Raw genomic sequence first — 19038 nt, forward strand, 5'->3', positions numbered from 1 at the left:
GAATATGGCGGCGCAACGCCGCGGATACCCACCAGAACATCTTATGGGCAAGATCAGAAGGAATGTCGTGCCGCGCGATCAGCGGTTCCTGAAAGCGGTCGATGCGGCGGGATTCCTCAACCAGATACTCCATGCTATTGCGGGATATCTTGGCGTCGCCGTTTTCGATCAGATGCGAGATCACATCCTCGTCGCCATGACTGATCAGCATATCGCTGAGCGTCGTGTTCAGATCGTCCCGTTCAGCGATGGCGAGCATATGCTCTTTCCCGCGGTTCTGGATAATTTCGATCAGATCGGGTTCCGCGAGCAGATGGCTCTTGAACAGAATGGGGCGCGCGACTTCAATCTCGTCATTGGCAAGCAGCGTAATCAACCCATGGGGAACATTTTCATGGTCCGCCAGTTCTTCCGCCAAATTCTGGCGCAGCGTCGTTTCAATCTCAGAGAGAAGTTTGGTCAGGATACTGACAATAAGGGCGTGTTCCTGTTGGCTCAGGCGCTCTTCGTCCTGCAGGAACAGATCGCTGATGTTATTGAAGAGCTGACGGCGGCCACGCTTGCTACTGTCTTTCGACAGGGCAATCAGTCTGGCGAGTTCGTCATCTTGACCTTCAGTCATGTCACTTCCGTTTCCATCTTACCATAGCGGCTTATTGTGATAACCGGCTTCCTTCATAGCGGTCAATTCAGACAGGTCCGGCAAAACCGTAAAGACGATTTCTCTGCCCGTACAAGTCGATATTAACGCCTCAACATGATACAGTGACATTAAATTCCCGTTAATTGTGAAGCCTGTTCTGCTCTAAAGCTGTGGCGGGCTCCATATTTTTGCCGCGAATGGGTGCACTATTCTACCTTAGTATGGTATGGAGGAAAGCCGTGCAATTAAAGAAACCGTCATGAATGCGACGATTTTCGAAGGATTTATGTCGATATCTCTTATTGTTCGCCAAGAATTTTTAACATTTTACAATTCGTTAAGATTGTCAGGTCAGAATGAGGCGAATTTCCGAGAGTATAATTTTTCAATAACGCGTGTACCCGTTGATTTTAAGGAAATAATGTGACTGAAGATTATCATGAGCTCACCCGGTTGATTGAGCGGCTCCATCGCCGTTTTCTCGATGTTTTGCGGACCGAGCTGACACTTATGGAGATTACAGACATCAACGCCGTTCAGGCGCTATTGCTTGCCAATATCGGTGATGAGGAGATTAATGTCCGTGAGCTTATGTCCCGTGGATATTATCAGGGGTCGAATGCGTCCTACAATCTGAAAAAGCTTGTCGAAATGGGCTATCTTCTTCAGGAGAAATCGGAACGCGATCGGCGCGCAACGATGATCAAGCTCTCTGAAAAGGGGCTTGATATGGTCGAAAAACTGGCTGTGGTGGAACAGAAGCAGTCGGACCTTCTGGCGCGCTCCAATCCGGCGCCCGATGTTGCCGAGACCCGCAAGCATTTACGACAGATTGAGCGAATCTGGACGGATTATATCCAGTACGGCACGCAATAGCAGTCTCAATCTTTCCCCATCCAGGCCAAAAAACCCAGTATTTCTGTGCAACAAATCTACCCAAGGTGGGATGAGTTGCGGAGTTTACTTTCTGTTAATAATTTTAAGCTAGCTTTTTGGCTTGTGATTCGCCGCAAAAAGATATTTGACGTTACTTAAGCCCTGAAGGAGAGGAGTTGCGTTATGGACGTAACCCCATTCGGAAAACAAACCGCGATACCTTCCACGTCACAGACCGGCACGCCGGCTGTGAACCGGAGCAATGTGGTCAAATACACGCGTGAGGATACTTCCGTATCGACTGGGCCGGACGCAGATTTTGCCGATCCAATAAAGCGCGCGGAGGAGGCCATTGGCGGTTTCTTTACTGATTCGAATTATCCTTCCGGCCGCTTTTCAATCGATCAGGACAAAGACAGCGGCAGATATGTCTATCGTCTTATTGATCGTAATACGGACGAAGTGCTGAAACAGTTCCCCGGCGATTATGTCCTGCGGCGTGTTGCTTACTATCGCGAACTTCAGGGTCTGGCCGTCAACAGCGAAGTCTGACAGCCGCGCCCACCCTTAATTTTCCTAAATGACCTGATTGATGGCAATGGCGCCGTTTACCGCGCGCGTATTCCTGTTCGATAAAGGATTGGCAACGGCCGCGCGGGATGTATAGGCGCTCGGTGGCGCTTTCTTTTTTGCGATCTCGTCAGCGACAGATTTCACCAGGCCTTCCGTCACCGTTCTCGCGGTGGACAGCTTTCGGAAATGGCGATCAAGAACGGCGTAGAAGTTCTCGCTCGTCTGTTTCAGATGGTCGATTTCCGGCTTGGGAAAGCTTTTGAAGGCATCCGGGTTCTTTTTCATCAAGGACATCTGCTGGTTATAGGTCGCGATCAGGCGGGTTTTCTCGTTCAGAGTCGCCTTGAATCCTTCCGGGTCATTCTCATGGAGGAGCTTGTTTTCCTGCTCAAGAATGTCGCTCAATCGCGCGATCAATCGGGCGAGGGCATCCGGACCCATCAGGACAGGGCCATTTTTCTCGGTTTCTACGGTCATCTATTTTACCTCCTGCAGTGCCAGCATTTCGCGATACACCGCATCGGCAATGCCGACGCTGTTATTGCGGCTCATGGCCTTGGCATGTTCATCGTTGAGCATGGAGCGGAACATCTTCTCGGATTCGCCGCCGCCGAAGGTCTTGTCGACCTCCAGGCCGGATGACATGGAATTCAGGACCTGGCTGAGGAAGAAGGCCTCGAACTCGATGGCGGTTTGCCTGATTTTCTCGTCTTCACCTGCGCGGCCATTCTTGCCGGTCGCGCCGGGATCGACGATAAAGTTAGGGTTTGTCGGTTGAATATTGTTCATTACATTAACTCGATATCTGCCTGCAGGGCACCTGCGGCCTTGATTGCCTGAAGGATGGAGATCATGTCCCGGGGACCGATGCCGAGGGCATTCAGCCCGTCCACCAGATCCTGAAGACGCACACCCTCTTTCAGGATGGTCAGCTTCTTGTCGCTGTCGTCATCCACCTCGATATTCGTGCGCGGGACAACAACGGTTTCCCCGTTCTCGGAGAAGGGAGCGGGTTGCGAGACTTGCGGTGTCTCGGTAATGCGCACCGTCAGATTGCCCTGGGCAATGGCGACTGTGTCCACCTTGACCTCGCTGCCGATCACGATAATGCCGGACTGTTCGTCAATGACGACGCGCGCTGTCTGGTCGGGGTTGACCTGCAACTGCTCAATATCCGCCAATAGATCGACCATATTGTCGCGCTCGCTGCCCGCCAGGTTAAGAACAACAGTGGATGGATCGGTCGGTTCCGCAACCGGCTGGCCGATATATTTGTTAATGGCACCGGCGATCCGGCGGGAGGTTGTCAGATCCGGATTACGAAGGGAAATCCTGAGGCTTGTAAGAGATGCGAGATCAAAGCCGAGTTCCCGCTCGACAATCGCGCCGTTTACGATGCGGGCCGTTGTCGGAACACCGCGGGTAATGCTTTCCGCGGCGCCGCCAGCCGCAAATCCGGCCACCGTGAGCGTGCCTTGTGCGACCGCATAGACTTCACCGTCCGCTGCCATCAGGGGGGTCACGATCAGCGTGCCGCCCATCAGGTTGGTGGCGTCGCCTAAGGAACTCACAACGATATCGATTTTTGTGCCCTGGCGCTGAAACGGGGGCAGGGTGGCCGTAACAACCACCGCCGCGACGTTTTTCGTCTTCAGCGTTTCACCGCTGGTGTTCACGCCAAGGCGTTCCAGCATGGCGGTCAGGCTTTGTTCGGTAAAGGGGGAGTTGGGCAGGGAGTCGCCGGTGCCGTTCAACCCGACGACAAGGCCATAGCCAACCAGAATATTATCCCGAATACCTTCGAACTCGGCAATATCCTTCACGCGAGAGGCGGCGTTGGCTGCGTCAAACGACCAGAACAGGCAGCTGAGCGCGACAAATGCCGCCATCAGATGCCGTGCCTTTGCCTTCGATTGCCGCGCGATATGTTGGACTAATTTCAAGGCCATCAATAAATTCCGTTCTTCGATATCCAAAATTTTCTAATTTCGATAAATATAAAGCGAAAAACGTGCCAGTTTATTTGCCGTTTAATGTATTGATATATATAGAAAAAATAATGAAAACCGCTGGAATTCAGGAAAAGAAGGCAATATCTTCCCCCTTGACCGGGAAAGAATGTCCCTTGAGAATGGAATTCGGCAATATTTGTCATTTCAGATGTGACGGGGTAACGGTTCTAATATGAAAGTGGGCGGATCAGGCCGGGCAACTGCGGCATCCGGCAGCAAAGGCGGCAAGTCGTCGCAAAAATCCGGCGCAAAATTTTCCGTCGAAAGCGACGCGGTGGAATCCACGGCTGGCGGTGGCGTCTCTTCTTCCTCTCCCATTGGCTCGATCGATGCGCTGGTCGCCTTGCAGGGGGTGGATGACAGATTGCCGAAAGGCAACAAGCGGGCGCTGGACAAGGGGCATGACCTTCTTGAAAAACTGGAGGGAATCCGCGATGGACTACTGATGGGGTCCTTGTCTGTGGACAAGCTCAAGCAGCTACAGCAAACCTTGTCGGGCTATAATGTGTCAGGGGCCGATCCGGCGCTGCAGCAGATTGTCAAGGATATCGAGGTGCGGGCCGCCGTTGAGCTCGCTAAATTCGGCTATTGACGGATTTCGCCCGTCAGGCGACGTATTTCCCCCTTATAACCCGTTGATTTTCATAAGGCCTTCATAAATATCTTCTCATATTGGAATAGGTTGTTGCCAATAAAGCCGCGATCTTATATTTATTGCCGTTAATTTTTTGGATGTCCGTATTGAGACATTCGATATGTGGGAACTGGAGTCGCTTAATGAACGTTCAAATTCCTGATGACTATTGCCCGTCCGAGGACGAGCCCTTTATGAACTCTCGCCAGCAAGAATATTTTCGCGCCAAATTATTGAAATGGCGGAGCGAAATACTTGCCGATGCGAGCCAGACAATCCTGAGTTTGCAGGAAGAAACAGTGAAAGAACCGGACATTGCGGATCGTGCTTCGACCGAGTCGGAGCGGACGCTGGAACTCCGTACCCGGGACCGGCAGCGCAAGCTGATCGGCAAGATTGACTCGGCGCTGCGCCGAATTGATGAAGGTCAGTATGGCTATTGCGTGGAGACGGGGGAGCCGATCTCCCTCAAGCGGCTGGAAGCCCGCCCGGTCGCGACGCTCAGCCTGGAAGCGCAGGAGCGGCATGAACGCCGCGAGAAAAGCTACCGCGACGACTAAGCCTTTTTACGCTGAGATAAGACAATAAAAAAGCCGGTTCGATTATGAACCGGCTTTTCTGTTTTGGGCTTTCCCTAGAAGGGGAAGATGATGTCGAAGAGCTGCTGACCGTAGCGGCCCTGCTGGACATCGGTGAGATGACCACGGCCACCGTAGGCGATGCGGGCTTCGGCAATCTTCGCCGATTCAATCGTGTTGGAGGAGGTAATATCCTCCGGCCGGACAACGCCGGTGACCGAGAGATCACGGCTTTCAAAGTTCACCCGGACTTCCTGACGGCCAACGATGACCATATTCCCGTTGGGGAGAATCTGGGTGACGATGGCGGCAATCTCCATATTGATGGTCTCATTACGGTTGACGGCACCGGATCCGCTGACGCTGTGATCACTGCCAAGATCGATAAGGGCATCGGCGCTCGTTCCTTCCGGCAGGACCTTGGTGACCTGGGTTTCCAGCCCGAGCAATCCGGCGAAACCGGCGGATTCAGAGGAGGCCCGCGTCGTATCGGTGGAGTTATTCAGCGTGGCCTTGTCTTCAATCTCGACAAGCACGGTTACGATATCACCGACCTGGTTTGCCCGCTGGTCCTTGAAGAAGGCCTTGGAGCCCGGCCGCCAGAGTGAGTTTGCCTGCTGCAGCACGGGTTCAGGGCGCGGCATTGGCATGGACACCGGCTGGTAGCCTTTCTGGGCAACCGGATTCTCGATCTGGGATAGCGGCGGTTCGCTGCCGACATTGGCAAGGCGGGTAAAGAAGTTACAGCCCGACAGAGCAACCCCAAGTCCGACCACCATCAGGAGACGGGTAATGGATGTAAGACGGTTCGTCATGGAAAGCTCCTCTAATTCTTGATATCGCTGGCGGATGCCAGCTGCGGCTGCCGGGTGAGGATACGCACTTCCTGTGCACTGATCACCTGCGCCTGAATGACTTTACGGCTGTTGATGTTTTCAACCCGGATGACATCGTCCTCGCCGCCGGATTCCAGGGTGCGGCCCGTAACCGAAAGATACATACCTCCCTGTTCCAGGATAACGGCGACCAGCTTGCCTTTCTCGACCAGCACCGGATCACCGAGGTTGCTCATATTGATCGGCAGGCCGGAGCGGACGGAGCGCCGGGGGCTCTTGCCAATCAGCAGCGCGGCATCGGTCACGACCTGGCGACCGACCTTGCTACTGCGCTCGGCCTTATAGTCGATGTCGCTCTCACGGATTTCCTCGCCTGCGGATTTGAAGCGTTTGAGGACCGGTATCATCATCTGCGCATGCACCTGTCCGCTCAGTCGGACACGCTGTCCATTTTCTGAATTGGCCGGGGCGAGAATTTCGGCAACAAACTGACCGCTTTCGCGATTGATGAAAAGATTTTCAACCGAAACTGTTTGCGGCTGGTTCGCAGCGATCTGGATATTCAGATTTTGCGTGGCGAGGTTCATTTCGAACATGTCGAGATCCAGCTCATACTCCAGCGCCGCGCGAATTTGATCGGTTATGACCTGCGGCGGGATGCTGGAACCCACGCGGCGCACCGAAATCCGCCGGATCGGGGTTGCCGGGCGCCAGTCAAGCCCTTCCGCATGAATATAGCGCGCGACGGAGACAGCCTTGAACACCGTTGACTTGCCGGGCGCGGGCGCGGGTGCGATGACTTGCCCGGCTTTGTCGCCGGCCCCGACGAACAGATCGCCCAAGGTAATCTGTTCCCCTTCGACCGTGATATCGCGGCGGAGAGTGATCGTCTCGCCGGCGACCGAAATTGCCGGTGCGGTGAGGGCGATCACCAGGGTGAGTATGAGGGCAATGTATTTCATAGCAATCTCTTTCATTCTAGAAAGTTTCTATCGACCAAGCTGGTTGGTAACCGACATCATTTCATCGGCGGCGGTAATGGTTTTCGAATTCATCTCATAGGCGCGCTGGGCACTGATCAGCTGGGTGATTTCCTGAACCGCATTCACGTTGGACATTTCAAGATATCCCTGACGCAGGGTGCCAAAGCCGGTGGAGCCGGGAACGCCGATGGTCGGCGCGCCGGAGGCTGTGCTTTCCTGGTAAAGGCTGTCGCCGAGAGGCTGCAGGCCGCCTTCGTTGAAGAAGATGGCAAGATCAAGCTGTCCCACGGTCTGCAGATCGACCTGACCGTCGATCTGGACTTCCACTTCCCCGCTCGGGTTAATGGTTACGCTGATCGCGTCCTGCGGGATGGTGACACTCGGAATGACCGTAAAGCCGTCCTGCGTCACGATTTCACCTGTCGGGCTCAACTGAAATGAACCTGCCCGGCTGTAGGCTTCATCCCCGCTCGGGAGGAGAACACGAAAATAACCTTCGCCCTGAACCGCGAGATCATAGGTGTTGCCCGTCGCTTCCAGGCCACCCTGTTCCGTGATGCGGTAGACGGAAGCGGTTTTCACGCCGACACCGATCTGGATACCGGCGGGGACAATCGTACCCGCATCCGAAGAGGCCGCGCCGGCCCGTTCCATATCCTGATAGAGTAGGTCCTGAAACTCCGCGCGCTGGCGCTTAAAGGCGGTCGTGGTCATGTTCGCGATGTTATTGGAGATAACATCCACGTTAAGCTGCTGGGCCAACATACCTGTGGCGGCAATACCGAGTGCTCGCATTAACTTATTCCTTCTTTACTGTAGTGTTGGCATTTCTTCGATGGACTTCATCTGCAGGTCATGTTCTGAATCCAGCAGTTGCTGGGCCGACTGATAGGCCCGCATGATGTCGATCATCGCCGTCATTTCCAGAATTGGCTGGACATTCGATTTTTCCAACGTGCGTTGCATGATGTTGACATCAACCGCAGCCTCGGGCCGGAAATCTTCGGCATCATAAAGGCCGTTACCGACCTGCTTCAGAATTTGCGGATTTTCAAATTTGACCAGACCGATCTTTGCCGTCTGTCCCGGGGCTGTCGTAACCGTGCCATCCGGTGCGATGGAAACTTCCTGGAACTGGAGGTCTATGGTGATTTTCCGGTTGTTCTCGTCCAGCAGGGCTTCGTTATTGATGGTGACAACATTTCCGTCAGGATCGAGGCGGAAGCTGCCGTTGCGCGTATAGCGAATGCCTTCGTCTGTTTCGATGGAGAAATAACCCTCGCCGCTGATGGCAAGATCAAGCGGCCGTCCCGTATGTGTGAACTCGCCCTCGCGCAGATCGCGATAGCTGCCGTAATCCTGAACATAGGAGACGTCATCCTGGTTCGCACGTTCAACCAGAAATTCCTCGAACAAGGGATGCTCGCTCTTGAAGGCCGTCGTATTGACGTTTGCAAGGTTGTTTGCGGTCATGTCGAGGCGCCGTTTCAGCGCCATCTGCTGTGACAATCCAATAAAAACTGCGTTTTCCATATCTCTGCCTTTCTGGCACAAATTGATCTGCCCTGTTATATGCAGACCCCATGCCAGAAAAAAATATCAATAAAAACAATGGATTGATTGTTCGGATGGCGGAAATATCAGGAAGCCGAGGGTGTAAATACGGCCGCCGGCGGCAATTTTTTCCCACCTGGTTTGGGCAGGGCACCGGCGGATTGCCATTTTCCCAAATAAATTGCGGCTTTCCGCAAAAAGAATTGGTTGTTCTCAACCTCTTGTTAACCAAAGCGGCCTACTCTGTGGCCTATTGTTAAAGGTCCAATTCGTTGAGGGTACGAACGAACAATGGTTGACGAGACAGAAGACGAGGCGCTGGACGCCGATCAGGAAGAAGACGGCGAGCAGAAGAAAAAGAAAAAGCTTAGCGGTAAGGTTCTGGTTCTGTTTGTACTGCTTCCCTTGCTTGTCGTGGGCGGCGGCGCGGGTGGAGCTTATTTCGCCGGTGTGTTCGATACGCCCGAGCCAACAGAAGAGGAAATCGCCGCGGAAGCCGCAGAGGTCAACAAGAAAGTTGTTTTCTATGACCTGCCGGAAATGCTGGTCAATCTCAATTCCGGGAGTTCCTCAAGCAGCTTTTTGAAGCTTGGCGTTTCGCTGGAGCTGGAAGATGAAGCCACGATTACGGATCTGGAACTTCTGATCCCGCGGATCATGGATAATTTTCAGGTTTATTTGCGCGAACTCCGGAAAGAAGACCTGAATGGCTCCCAGGGTGTCTTCCGTCTCAAAGAAGAGTTGCTGATGCGGATCAATAGCTCGGTCGCGCCCGTCAAGGTGAATGACGTGTTGTTTAAAGAAATGCTGGTGCAGTAGGAAAATTTATGTCTGATCAAGACGACGAAATGGATATGGCCGCTGCGATGGCCGCCGAAGACGACGGTGAGATGGACATGGCGGCGGCGATGGCCGCTGACGGCGACGGTGGCGATGATGATATGGCCGCCGCAATGGCTGCTGAAGACGACGGCGAAATGGATATGGCCGCAGCAATGGGCGCTGAAGGTGATGACGATATGGCCGCCGCGATGGAGGGCGGAGACGCCGAAGCTTCCGCTGCCGAGATGAGCGGCCACAGCACGCGCGTTCTCAACCAGGATGAAATCGACAGCCTGCTCGGCTTTGACATGGACGGTGGTGAGGGGGGCGAAAACTCCGGCATCAAGGCCATCATCAACTCCGCGCTGGTCAATTATGAACGTCTTCCCATGCTGGAGGTCGTGTTCGACCGCCTTGTCCGGATGATGACGACGTCGCTGCGCAATTTTACCTCCGATAATGTGGAGGTCAGCCTCGATAACATTACCTCAATTCGGTTTGGCGATTATCTCAACTCCATTCCGCTGCCCGCGATCTTGAGCGTTTTCCGCGCCGAAGAGTGGGATAACTTTGGCCTGATCATGGTCGAAAGTTCCCTGATTTACTCGATCGTGGACGTTCTGCTCGGCGGACGCCGCGGTACGGCCGCGATGCGCATTGAAGGCCGCCCCTATACCACAATTGAGCGCAATCTGGTGGAGCGGATGATATCTGTCGTTCTCAATGACATGACCAGCGCGTTTGAGCCTTTGAGCCCGGTCACCTTCCGTCATGAGCGGATCGAGACCAATCCGCGCTTTGCGACGATTGCGCGACCGGCCAATGCGGCAATCCTGATCAAGCTCCGTATCGATATGGAAGATCGTGGTGGCCGCATTGAAATGCTCTTACCTTACGCCACGCTCGAACCGGTGCGCGAGTTGCTCCTGCAGATGTTCATGGGCGAAAAATTCGGCCGTGACAGCATCTGGGAAAACCATCTGGCGACCGAACTCTGGTCAACTGAAGTGGATATACAAGCCGTCCTTGACGAGAAAAAGATGTCTCTCGATGAGGTTTTGAACCTCGGCATCGGCGATACGGTCATGTTCAACGCCTCGCCGGACAGTCCGACGATCCTGCGCTGCGGGGGAATCTCGATGGTTTCCGGCAAGATGGGACGCTCCGGCCAGAATATCGCCGTTAAGGTTGATAAGTCACTCAGACCAATGGGTTAGAATAAATATGGAAAACTTCCCCCTCGATTTTTTACTTAACTTGTTTCTTGTCGGTTTGCTGTTGGCGACGATCGGTTATTGCGCAGTATTGAACAAGCGATTGTCCACCATGCGCGATGCCCATGCGGAGTTGCGCCAGTTGACGGAAGAATTCGACAAGGCACTCATTCGCTCGAAAAGCGGCGTGGATGAGCTGAAACTGCTGGCGGCGACAACCGGGAAACAGTTCAACGCCGAAATCAAGCAGGCCAAGGAACTTATCGAAGAGCTGCAACTTATCAACGCGTCCAGCACGCGCATTGCGGATCGGCTCCAGAAGGGGGTGGAATCCTCGTCTAAGCGGGAAATAACGGGCATTTATGATGATGATCCTGCCGGTCTTTTCGACGATGAAGACGTCGTGCCCGCACGTCCGACAGATGAACCGGCGAAGTTTCGCACCGAGGCGGAAAAAGAGCTTTTTGACATGCTGACTAAATCGAGCTGAGACAGGGTCCTTTCATGATGAAACATATTCGCATTTTGCCAATAACAGTCGTTGCGCTGGTTCTGATATTCGGCCTCAAGCTGAGCGCCGTCTGGACGGACGCGCAGGGTGTTCTTTTTGATGTCGATGTGGCGACGGCGCAGGCCAGCAGCAAGACTGAGGAAGCCGAACCGGAAGAAGCGGCCGCAACCGAAGAGGGGGAAATGGACGCGGCGAAAGACAGCGCCCCGGCTGTTGAAGCCGTCAAGGAAACGGCAGTTGCTTCGGTGGATCCGAATGGCACACGACAGTTCTCAAAGAGCGAGATTGAGGTTCTGGAGCGTCTGGTTGACCGCCGGGCGGAGTTGGATCGTCGCGGTGAAGAGATAGATATGCGGGATAATCTGCTCAAGGCGACAGAATCGCGTATTGACGAAAAGATCAGCAAATTAAAAGAGATGGAGGCAACTCTTAAATCTCTTCTTAAAATGCATGATGAGCAGGAAAAAGCTCAAATGGAGAGCCTGGTCAAGATCTATGAGAAGATGAAGCCCAAAGATGCGGCGCGCATTTTCAATGAGCTTGAAATGGACATCCTGATCGATGTTGCGAGCAGCATCAAGGAATCGAAAATGGCGCCCATCCTTGCGGCGATGAACAGCAAGCGGGCGAATATGCTGACTGTTGAACTGGCCACCCGCCGCCAGCTTCCCGGGGAGGAAGACGACAAGAGCTAAGCCACCGGCTAAGCTCTTTTTATCATTATTGAAATTCGCGGAAATTAAATCTCTTCTTTACCGCTGATTAACCAATGCCGGGTAAAATTTGCCTATCTTGGAGTGCTGACGATGCGCAGCTGTATGGATAGGCAGGTAACCGGGTGACTGGAACGGACAATAAAATATCGGTGGAAATCGACATGAGTGCGCCCATGGCAGGCCCGGCGATTGAGAAAAACGCCAATGCCGTTGTCTTTGTCTCGCTCTATCTGCTGCTGCTTGCCTTCTTCATTTTCCTGCATTCCGTCTCCGTTTTGCAGGAGGAGCGTGTCCGGACGGTTCTTGGCAGTGTGAATATCGCCTTTGCCGGCCTTTCCCGGGATACCCCGGCGGACCGGCAGAAAAAACTCTCCGGAGAGGAGCAGGGCACGCAGGCTTTTCATGCAAAACTCAAAAATGTGTTTGAAACCGCAGTCCCGCTCGTTGAATCCCGTTTTACACAAGGGGGAACGCGGCTTCAATTCTCCGTCCCGGTTCGTCAGTTGTTTGCTTATCGCAGCCTTGAGCTGCGTGACACACTTGGCACTTTCCTTGAGGATGTTGCCGCGACATTGATTGCGCGAAACAATAACATTGCAACCGACCTTGAAATTCTTATCGGCTCCGGGATTGAGCTGCCTGAGCTCACGAATATCTCCGATGATATTGCGGCGCAGCGGATCAGCTATCTTTCGCAGCTTCTGATGGAGGCGGGCGTGCCGTCACGCAATATTTCGATTGGTGTGGCCGCGGGGGATGCCGGGCTTATTCATTTCAGCTTCTTCCTGCGTCCGTCACTTACCTTCCAGTTTCGCCCGGAGGTAGCTGCGCCATGAGCATTCTCGGCTTGAGCTACGAAAAATCGCCGAACACCGGGACCAGTACAGCCTGGATGACGTCGCTCGCCGATTTGCTGGCGCTGTTGCTTGCCTTTTTCGTGCTTCTCTTTTCGATGAGCGAGATCAAGGTGGATCGTTGGCAGACCCTGACCGAAACTTTCGGCAACAAGATGAGCGATATCACCGATCTGGTCACCAAGACGGGCGAAGCAGAGAAAAACATGGCGATGATCAATGAGCCGAAAGCCATCGATCTCGCCTATCTGGAGCATATTCTGAACGGCAAGAAACAGCAGAGCGAGCTTCTCGCGAATGTCGATATTTTCCGCGCCGACGACCGCCTCGTCATTTCCCTTGCCGGATGGGATTTCTTCAAGCCGGGAACGGAGAAAGAAGGCGGCGAAGTTGTCGAGGTGATCGACATGATCGGCAATACGCTTCGTCATATCAATAACCGGGTGGAGGTTTATGGTCATACGGACCCGGACCCGATCACCTCTCCGACGGCGAAATATCCGAATAACTGGGCGCTGTCGCTTGCCCGTGCGCTGTCGGTGGCGAATGAGCTGGAACACTCGGGATATGACTATCCGATCCGGGTTTACGGCATGGCGGATTCCCGCTTTAGCGAACTGATTTTTGTGGACGACAAGGATAGAAAATATGCTTTGGCGCGACGGGTGGACATCGTCGTGCGTGAGGCTGAGGGTCGAGGGAAGTAAGAGTATGAACCGCGTTATCAATCATGGGTTTAGGCATCGTCTGGGGCAATCGCTATTACTGGCGGCGCTGGTTATCGCGCTTCTGATCAGCGATGTGGTTGCCGCCGCGCCGGTTACGGTGACGGCAGCTGACAAGGAAAATGTCGGGCGACTGGTTTTCAACTGGGACGCGGCACCGGAATTCACCACTGAGCAGGAAGAGGGATATCTCTATATCCGTTTCACGAAGCCTTTTGATACGGATCTTTCCGCGGCCTCTGCGGCGCTCGCGCAGTATGTCGGTCAAGGCGAGCTTCTGGAAGGGAAGCAATCCGTTCGTTTCCCGCTCAAAAACGCGGTGCGCGTCGCCTCCCGGTTGGAGGATAACGCGGTTATTGTCGAGCTTGAAAAAACGGCGGCAGCCGCCATTGAAAAGACGCCAAGCGGCGCCGTGCCGGTCCGCTTGCGGGCAGGCGATCACGCGGATTTTAGCCGTCTCGTCTTTGACTGGCCAACAGCGACGACTGGTTATAGCAGCCGCACAAGCGGTGATCGGTTAATAGTCACTTTTGATGCACTGGCGAAGATGGACGTAAAAGCATTCAACAACGACCCGCTTAATTTTGCGAAATCTATTTCTCTTTCAAATGCGGATGGTAAGACGGAAGTCTCCGTCCAGATGTCTCCTGGTAGCACCGCGAGCAATTTTCGAAATGAGAAAAGTATCGTTTTTGACATCAAAAAAGGCGAGGTGACGGCGAAGCCTGCACCGGAAAAAGTAGTGCCCGCGCCTGAGAACGTTAAAACCGCGAAGGTCAGCGAGCCGGTAAAGGAAAAACACCCCGCGAAAATCGACACGGCTGCAACGGAAACCGTAAGCCCCGCAAAAGAGGCAAAAGCTGTCTTGAAAGGGCCTGTTATCGAATTGCCTGTCGTCAACCTGGAGCCAAGAAAAGCAAAAGCGACGCTTGCACCCGTGAAAAAATCTGTGCAAAAGCCGGTGGAAGACACCGCGCGGGAACTGCCCGCGCCAAAACCGATTGCCGACTCGAATGTGGTCAAACTGACGACGCCGGACAGCGATGAGTCTCTCAGCAATGTATCGCCCGCCTCGGGACAAGGATCAGGCTCGGCTATCGTCGCCATCAGCCCGACCATCGTGCTGGATCCGGAAGTCGAGGAAAAAGAAGAAGCTGCGAAAGTTGAAGTTCCAAAAGCAGAACCTCTCGTCATCAAGGATGCCGGGGAAGAACCGGTCGAAATAGTCGAAGCAAAGCAGGTTATCTCCGAGCCCCTTGGCGTGCCGGAAGGGCCCCGCTTGAAAATCAAAATTGCCAATCTAAAGGATGGCTTCCGTCTTATCTTTCCGTGGGACAAACCGGCGGCCATGGCCATGTTTGAATCCGGTGGCGCCCATTGGGTCGTTTTTGACCAGATATCCAAGGCGGATTTCAAGAGCCTTTCCGGCCCCTACAAGTTTCTGGTCTCCAGTGCGCGGCAAGTTGATCATGACAGTGCGACATTGCTCCGCTTCAACTTCCGTGATGGATATGCCCCGAAGGTTCATAAGGTAAACGAAGAATGGTACGTGGATTTCCAGCTTGATGCGACGCCGGTCATAACTCATCCACTCGGCGTACAGACGCAGGGCATCTCGGCGTCTGAATTTCGCGCCTTTATTCCGGCCGTGAATAATGGCAAGGAAATTCGCTTCAAGGATCCCACCGGAGACGAAGAGCTTGTGGCGATGCCATTGCACGGCTCGGGCTGGGGAGTTGAGGCGGAGCATATCTTCAACAGCATTACCGTCCTGTCCACTATTCAGGGGGTAGCGCTTAAATCCACGACTGCGGATATCCGGATCGGCCATGAACAGAACGGACTTGCGGTCACGGCCGTTTCCAATGAATTCGCGGCACCGCAGGAGCCAAAGGAGGTTCCGAAAAAACCAGGCGAGGAAATCTATCCGACGCCCGCAATTGGCGCGGCACAGTTTGTACGTCTGAAGGAGTGGCGGCAAGTGAATCCGCTCCTTTTCACGATCCGCAAGCAGGAACTGCAGAATACCGCGACGACAGCAGAGAAAAAGGACAAGCGCCGGGCCAAAATGGCGCTCGCGAAATTTTACGTCGCGCATGACCACCATGCCGAGGCATTCGGTGTGCTGGCCGAGCTGATCCGGAGCTATCCGAAGATTGAGAAGGATCGGGAATACCGGCTCCTGACCGGTCTTGCCGAACTTGGAATGCATCGCTATGAGGCGGCAGCGCGTAATCTTTATCATGATGATTTTGAAGGCGATGTCGAGGTTGCCCCCTGGCGCGGAATGGTTTCTGCCGGTCTTGGAAATTGGGAGCGGGCGTCGCAGGAACTCAACTATTCCGCCCCTGCCTTCGATGTGTATGAGCCAAAATGGCGCGATCATTTCCGCCTGCTTCAGGCGCGCGCGGCCCTCGAGAATGTCGATGTAAATAAGGCAAAGCAAGTGCTCGATCTTGTGAAAGCACCTGATGAGAAGGAACAGAAGGCCGAAAAGGCGTATCTGGAAGGGGTTCTGGCCTTGCAACTTAGCGATTTTCCGACGGCAGCGGCGAAATTTACCGACGCGGTGAAGCTCGACTACCGTCCGGTGTCGGAGAGGGCGCGCTTTAACAAGGTCAACGTCGAGCTTGTGGCCAAGCTGATCACGCCGGAACAGGCGATTGCCGAGCTTGAAAAGCTCGATTTCGCCTGGCGCGGGGATGAGCAGGAGGTTGAGGTGCAAAAACGCCTTGGCGATCTCTATGTCGCGACCGGCCAGATCGGTAACGGGCTTGAAACCTATAAGCGGATTGTCCGGCATTTCCCGGAGTCGCCCTATTCACGGGACCTCGGGCGTAAGATGAATAATCTCTTCGCGGAACTGTTCCTGGAAGGGGCTGCCGATGAGCTCCCGCCGGTCAAGGCGCTGGCGATCTATTATCAGTATCGCGAACTGACGCCGGTTGGGGATCGCGGGGACAAGATGATCCAGATTCTGGCCGACCGCCTGACGCGGGTCGATCTTCTGGAGCAGGCGGCACAGCTGCTGGAGCATCAGGTCAATTTCCGTCTCAAGGGGCTGGCGAAAGCCCAGGCGGGAACGAAGCTAGCCATTGTCCATCTCTGGAATGACAAGCCGGAAGAAGCCATGCGTGTTCTCTATGATACGCGCTGGCGTCAGCTGTCGCCTGAGGAGAGGAAGGAGCGCATCCATATCGAAGCGCGGGCGCAGGCGGGGTTGCAGCATTACAAAGAGGCTCTGCAGCTGATCGCGAGTGACAGCAGCGTGGAAGCGGACGAGCTTCGTGCTGAAGTTCATTGGAAGTCGCGTAACTGGGCGCGGGCCATCCCGGCAATTGAAAAGCTGATCGGAAGAAGCGGGGACAGCACGGATGAAGAGGTCGCCCGGCTCGACCGGCAGCGGGTCATGCAGATTGCCGTTGCGCATAATCTGTCTAACGATAAGAATGGTATCCGTAACTTACGCCAGAAATATGCGGGCTTGATGGAAGGGACGCCCGATCAGGCCGCCTTCGATCTGATCACGGAACAAAATGATCCGTCAGAAACCGAGTTCCGGGAGCGGGCAACGGTGATTGCCAGAGTGGGCCAGTTGGAATCCTTCATGGCGGGTTATCGCGAGAAGCTGCAAAACGGGAATTTCTGGGCGACCTACTGATTGCCCTCTTTCAGGATATCGCTATAGAGCGCCGGATCGACATTGCCGCCGGAGGCGATGGCGACAACCGTCTTGCCCTTGATATCGACCTTGCCGGTGAGAAGTGCCGCGAGGGCAACCGCCCCCCCGGGTTCGATCACGCATTTAAAGTAGTGAAAGGCGTCGCGCATGGCGGCGCGGGTTTCATCATCCGTCACCACCAGTCCGCCCGAAAGAGTTAGCTTGTTGATCGCGAAGGTGATCTTGCCGGGCGTCGGCGTCACGATGGCATCACAGATACTCTGTTGTCTCGTTTCATTCTGGACAGGTTCGCCTGCGGCCAGGGACCGGCTTGTATCATCGAAATTTTCTGGCTCCGCCGCGTAGATTTTCGTTCTGGGGCTCAGCTCACGAAGGGCGAGGGAGGTCCCGGCAATCAGCCCACCGCCACCTGCCGGGCCGGCGCAGATATCGGCATGAATATTTTTCTCTTTCAACTGTTCGGCAATCTCGATCCCGGTTGTTCCCTGCCCGGAAATCACGAAATAGTTGTCATAAGGCTTTACAAGGGTAAGCTTGCCGTCCTTCGCTATTTTCTCACCAATTTCTTCCCGCGACTCGTTATAGCGATCATAGGTGATAACTCTCGCGCCATAGCCGCGGGTGTTGTTGAGTTTGATGGCGGGGGAGTCTTCGGGCATGAGAATGGTTGCCGGGATATTGAGCATTTTCGCCGACAGCGCGACGCCTTGCGCGTGATTGCCGCTTGAATAGGCAATGACTCCGGCTGTTTTCTGCTCTGTCGACAGACGGCTCAGCGTGTTATAGGCGCCGCGAAACTTGAAGGAACCGGTATGCTGTAATGTTTCGCATTTGAGGAACAGCCGCGCCCCCAGCCGCTCGTTAAGTGCCTTGGATTCCAGAAGAGGTGTGCGCACGACAATGCCGCGCAGCCGCGCCGCCGCATCCCGGACGGATTGATAGGACGGGGTTTTATCGAACTCGAGCAATGAATTCATCCAGTTTTGCGAGGGCTTCCGGTTCATTGAGGAGCGGGACATGCCCCCGGTTTTCGAGGGTCAGGGCTTCCATATCCGGGTCCTCCTCTTGCATGCGGGCAAAAACTTCCGCGCTCAGCACATCCGAGAGCGCCCCGCGGATCGCGAGGACCGGCAAATCTCCAAGCTCCTTGAAGAAGGGCCAGAGATCGACCTGCTCTTCGGAGTTGAGCTGGTCCGCCAGCGCACGGGCAAGGCTCAGGTCATAGTTAAAGCGATAATTCTTCGCGGCCTCATCATAGATGAAGGTTGTTTCCGACTGGCCGAGCCAATCCTCATCCGAGATATCCGGAAGAGCGCCGCCATAGATCCTTTTCTGCTCGGCCGCCGCCTCTTCAAGGGAGACAAATCGCACATCTTTTCCAACATAGTCAAGGATACGGCTGCTGCCCGATTTATCGACCTCCGGCCCGACGTCGTTCAGGATAGCGCCGGCAATGAAATTCTTTGCAAGACCCGCCATCGCGATGGTCAGCAGACCCCCTAAGGAAGTGCCGACAAACAGCGCCTTTTCAATGCCTTTTGCGGTGAGGAAGGCAAAGATATCGCCGAGATAGGTTTGCGGGTTATAGTTTTTATAGTCCGTGTCATAGGCGGACCTGCCGCGCCCGCGATAATCGAGGGTGTAGACTTTACGTGTTTTCGAGTAGCGCTCGGCGAAGTCATGAAAGTCAAGGGAAGAGCGGGTCAGGCCGGAGAGGCAGAGGAGAGGGACGGCGGTCTCGTCCGATCCATATTCCCTGTAATATAATTTCAGGCCGTCCGGCGACGGATAGTAATTTTCTTTGAATGGCATAGGTTCAAGATAT

The 19038-nt window shown here is 54.3% G+C and carries 22 protein-coding genes; 12 read left to right on the top strand and 10 right to left on the bottom strand.

Annotation, left to right across the window (positions count from 1 at the left end; all coding sequences use genetic code 11):
- A partial coding sequence (locus P1U71_RS01830) for a DUF2336 domain-containing protein (protein WP_301103840.1) occupies window positions 1–622 on the bottom strand: 622 nt, incomplete at its 3' end.
- Between the two features lie 444 nt (window positions 623–1066).
- On the opposite strand from P1U71_RS01830, the gene P1U71_RS01835 reads away from it, so the two are divergent.
- Window positions 1067–1519 (top strand): winged helix DNA-binding protein, encoded by a 453-nt coding sequence (locus P1U71_RS01835; RefSeq protein WP_301103841.1) that lies wholly within the window; start codon window positions 1067–1069, stop codon window positions 1517–1519.
- A gap of 183 nt (window positions 1520–1702) precedes the next feature.
- Window positions 1703–2071 (top strand): flagellar protein FlaG, encoded by a 369-nt coding sequence (locus P1U71_RS01840; protein ID WP_301103842.1) that lies wholly within the window; start codon window positions 1703–1705, stop codon window positions 2069–2071.
- 24 nt (window positions 2072–2095) lie between these two features.
- On the opposite strand, the gene P1U71_RS01845 is transcribed toward P1U71_RS01840, so the two are convergent.
- From P1U71_RS01845 to P1U71_RS01855, 3 genes are read right to left on the bottom strand one after another with little or no spacing between them, the layout of a single operon-like run.
- Window positions 2096–2569 carry a hypothetical protein gene (locus tag P1U71_RS01845; protein ID WP_301103843.1) on the bottom strand — a complete coding sequence of 158 codons (474 nt, stop codon included), beginning with the start codon at window positions 2567–2569 and terminating at the stop codon, window positions 2096–2098.
- Window positions 2570–2881 carry a rod-binding protein gene (locus P1U71_RS01850; protein WP_301103845.1) on the bottom strand — a complete coding sequence of 104 codons (312 nt, stop codon included), beginning with the start codon at window positions 2879–2881 and terminating at the stop codon, window positions 2570–2572.
- Window positions 2881–3981, bottom strand: coding sequence for a flagellar basal body P-ring protein FlgI (locus tag P1U71_RS01855; protein ID WP_367281100.1), 1101 nt, complete (start codon window positions 3979–3981; stop codon window positions 2881–2883). The genes P1U71_RS01850 and P1U71_RS01855 overlap by 1 nt, the downstream gene beginning before the upstream one ends.
- A 295-nt stretch (window positions 3982–4276) precedes the next feature.
- Between P1U71_RS01855 and P1U71_RS01860 the strand changes: the two genes are divergently transcribed.
- Window positions 4277–4696, top strand: coding sequence for a flagellar assembly protein FliX (locus P1U71_RS01860; protein WP_301103847.1), 420 nt, complete (start codon window positions 4277–4279; stop codon window positions 4694–4696).
- 185 nt (window positions 4697–4881) lie between these two features.
- Window positions 4882–5298 carry an RNA polymerase-binding protein DksA gene (gene dksA, locus P1U71_RS01865; protein WP_301103848.1) on the top strand — a complete coding sequence of 139 codons (417 nt, stop codon included), beginning with the start codon at window positions 4882–4884 and terminating at the stop codon, window positions 5296–5298.
- Window positions 5299–5372: 74 nt separating this feature from the next.
- Here the strand turns inward: dksA and flgH are convergent, their stop codons facing one another.
- From flgH to flgF, 4 genes are read right to left on the bottom strand one after another with little or no spacing between them, the layout of a single operon-like run.
- Window positions 5373–6131, bottom strand: a complete 759-nt coding sequence (gene flgH, locus P1U71_RS01870; protein WP_301103849.1) for a flagellar basal body L-ring protein FlgH — start codon at window positions 6129–6131, stop codon at window positions 5373–5375.
- Window positions 6132–6142: 11 nt separating this feature from the next.
- Window positions 6143–7114 (bottom strand): flagellar basal body P-ring formation chaperone FlgA, encoded by a 972-nt coding sequence (gene flgA, locus P1U71_RS01875; RefSeq protein WP_301103850.1) that lies wholly within the window; start codon window positions 7112–7114, stop codon window positions 6143–6145.
- 27 nt (window positions 7115–7141) lie between these two features.
- Window positions 7142–7930: a flagellar basal-body rod protein FlgG gene (flgG, locus tag P1U71_RS01880; protein WP_301103851.1), complete on the bottom strand. Its 789-nt coding sequence runs from the start codon at window positions 7928–7930 to the stop codon at window positions 7142–7144.
- Window positions 7931–7945: 15 nt separating this feature from the next.
- A complete protein-coding gene (flgF, locus tag P1U71_RS01885; protein WP_301103852.1) occupies window positions 7946–8668 on the bottom strand; it encodes a flagellar basal-body rod protein FlgF in 723 nt (240 codons plus the stop codon).
- Window positions 8669–8718: 50 nt separating this feature from the next.
- Between flgF and P1U71_RS01890 the strand changes: the two genes are divergently transcribed.
- The 8 genes from P1U71_RS01890 to P1U71_RS01925 all read left to right on the top strand — a co-directional run bounded on the left by P1U71_RS01890 (window position 8719) and on the right by P1U71_RS01925 (window position 17192).
- Complete coding sequence (locus P1U71_RS01890; protein WP_301103853.1) at window positions 8719–8949, top strand: hypothetical protein; 231 nt, start codon at window positions 8719–8721, stop codon at window positions 8947–8949.
- Between the two features lie 31 nt (window positions 8950–8980).
- Window positions 8981–9508 carry a flagellar basal body-associated FliL family protein gene (locus P1U71_RS01895; protein ID WP_301103854.1) on the top strand — a complete coding sequence of 176 codons (528 nt, stop codon included), beginning with the start codon at window positions 8981–8983 and terminating at the stop codon, window positions 9506–9508.
- Between the two features lie 212 nt (window positions 9509–9720).
- Entirely contained in the window at window positions 9721–10728 is a 1008-nt protein-coding gene (gene fliM / locus P1U71_RS01900) for a flagellar motor switch protein FliM (RefSeq protein ID WP_367281101.1), read from the top strand.
- Between the two features lie 7 nt (window positions 10729–10735).
- On the top strand, window positions 10736–11215 hold the full coding sequence (locus P1U71_RS01905) for a DUF6468 domain-containing protein (RefSeq protein ID WP_301103856.1): 480 nt from the start codon (window positions 10736–10738) through the stop codon (window positions 11213–11215).
- A gap of 14 nt (window positions 11216–11229) precedes the next feature.
- Window positions 11230–11931, top strand: a complete 702-nt coding sequence (locus P1U71_RS01910; RefSeq protein ID WP_301103857.1) for a hypothetical protein — start codon at window positions 11230–11232, stop codon at window positions 11929–11931.
- A gap of 182 nt (window positions 11932–12113) precedes the next feature.
- Window positions 12114–12788, top strand: a complete 675-nt coding sequence (locus tag P1U71_RS01915; protein WP_301103858.1) for a hypothetical protein — start codon at window positions 12114–12116, stop codon at window positions 12786–12788.
- Window positions 12785–13513, top strand: a complete 729-nt coding sequence (locus tag P1U71_RS01920) for a flagellar motor protein MotB (RefSeq protein ID WP_301103859.1) — start codon at window positions 12785–12787, stop codon at window positions 13511–13513. The genes P1U71_RS01915 and P1U71_RS01920 overlap by 4 nt, the downstream gene beginning before the upstream one ends.
- Window positions 13514–13517: 4 nt before the next feature.
- Entirely contained in the window at window positions 13518–17192 is a 3675-nt protein-coding gene (locus P1U71_RS01925) for a hypothetical protein (RefSeq protein WP_301103860.1), read from the top strand.
- Here P1U71_RS01925 and P1U71_RS01930 read toward each other — a convergent pair.
- Window positions 17186–18190 carry a threonine/serine dehydratase gene (locus tag P1U71_RS01930; RefSeq protein ID WP_301103861.1) on the bottom strand — a complete coding sequence of 335 codons (1005 nt, stop codon included), beginning with the start codon at window positions 18188–18190 and terminating at the stop codon, window positions 17186–17188. The two genes, P1U71_RS01925 and P1U71_RS01930, sit on opposite strands and share 7 nt — an antisense overlap.
- The gene (locus tag P1U71_RS01935) at window positions 18165–19025 is read right to left on the bottom strand and encodes an alpha/beta hydrolase (RefSeq protein WP_301103862.1); all 861 of its coding nucleotides are present in this window, start codon (window positions 19023–19025) and stop codon (window positions 18165–18167) included. Before P1U71_RS01935 ends, P1U71_RS01930 begins: the two co-directional genes overlap by 26 nt.
- Between the last annotated feature and the right edge of the window lie 13 nt (window positions 19026–19038).

Source organism: Sneathiella sp. (assembly GCF_029233945.1).
Lineage (GTDB): Bacteria > Pseudomonadota > Alphaproteobacteria > Sneathiellales > Sneathiellaceae > Sneathiella.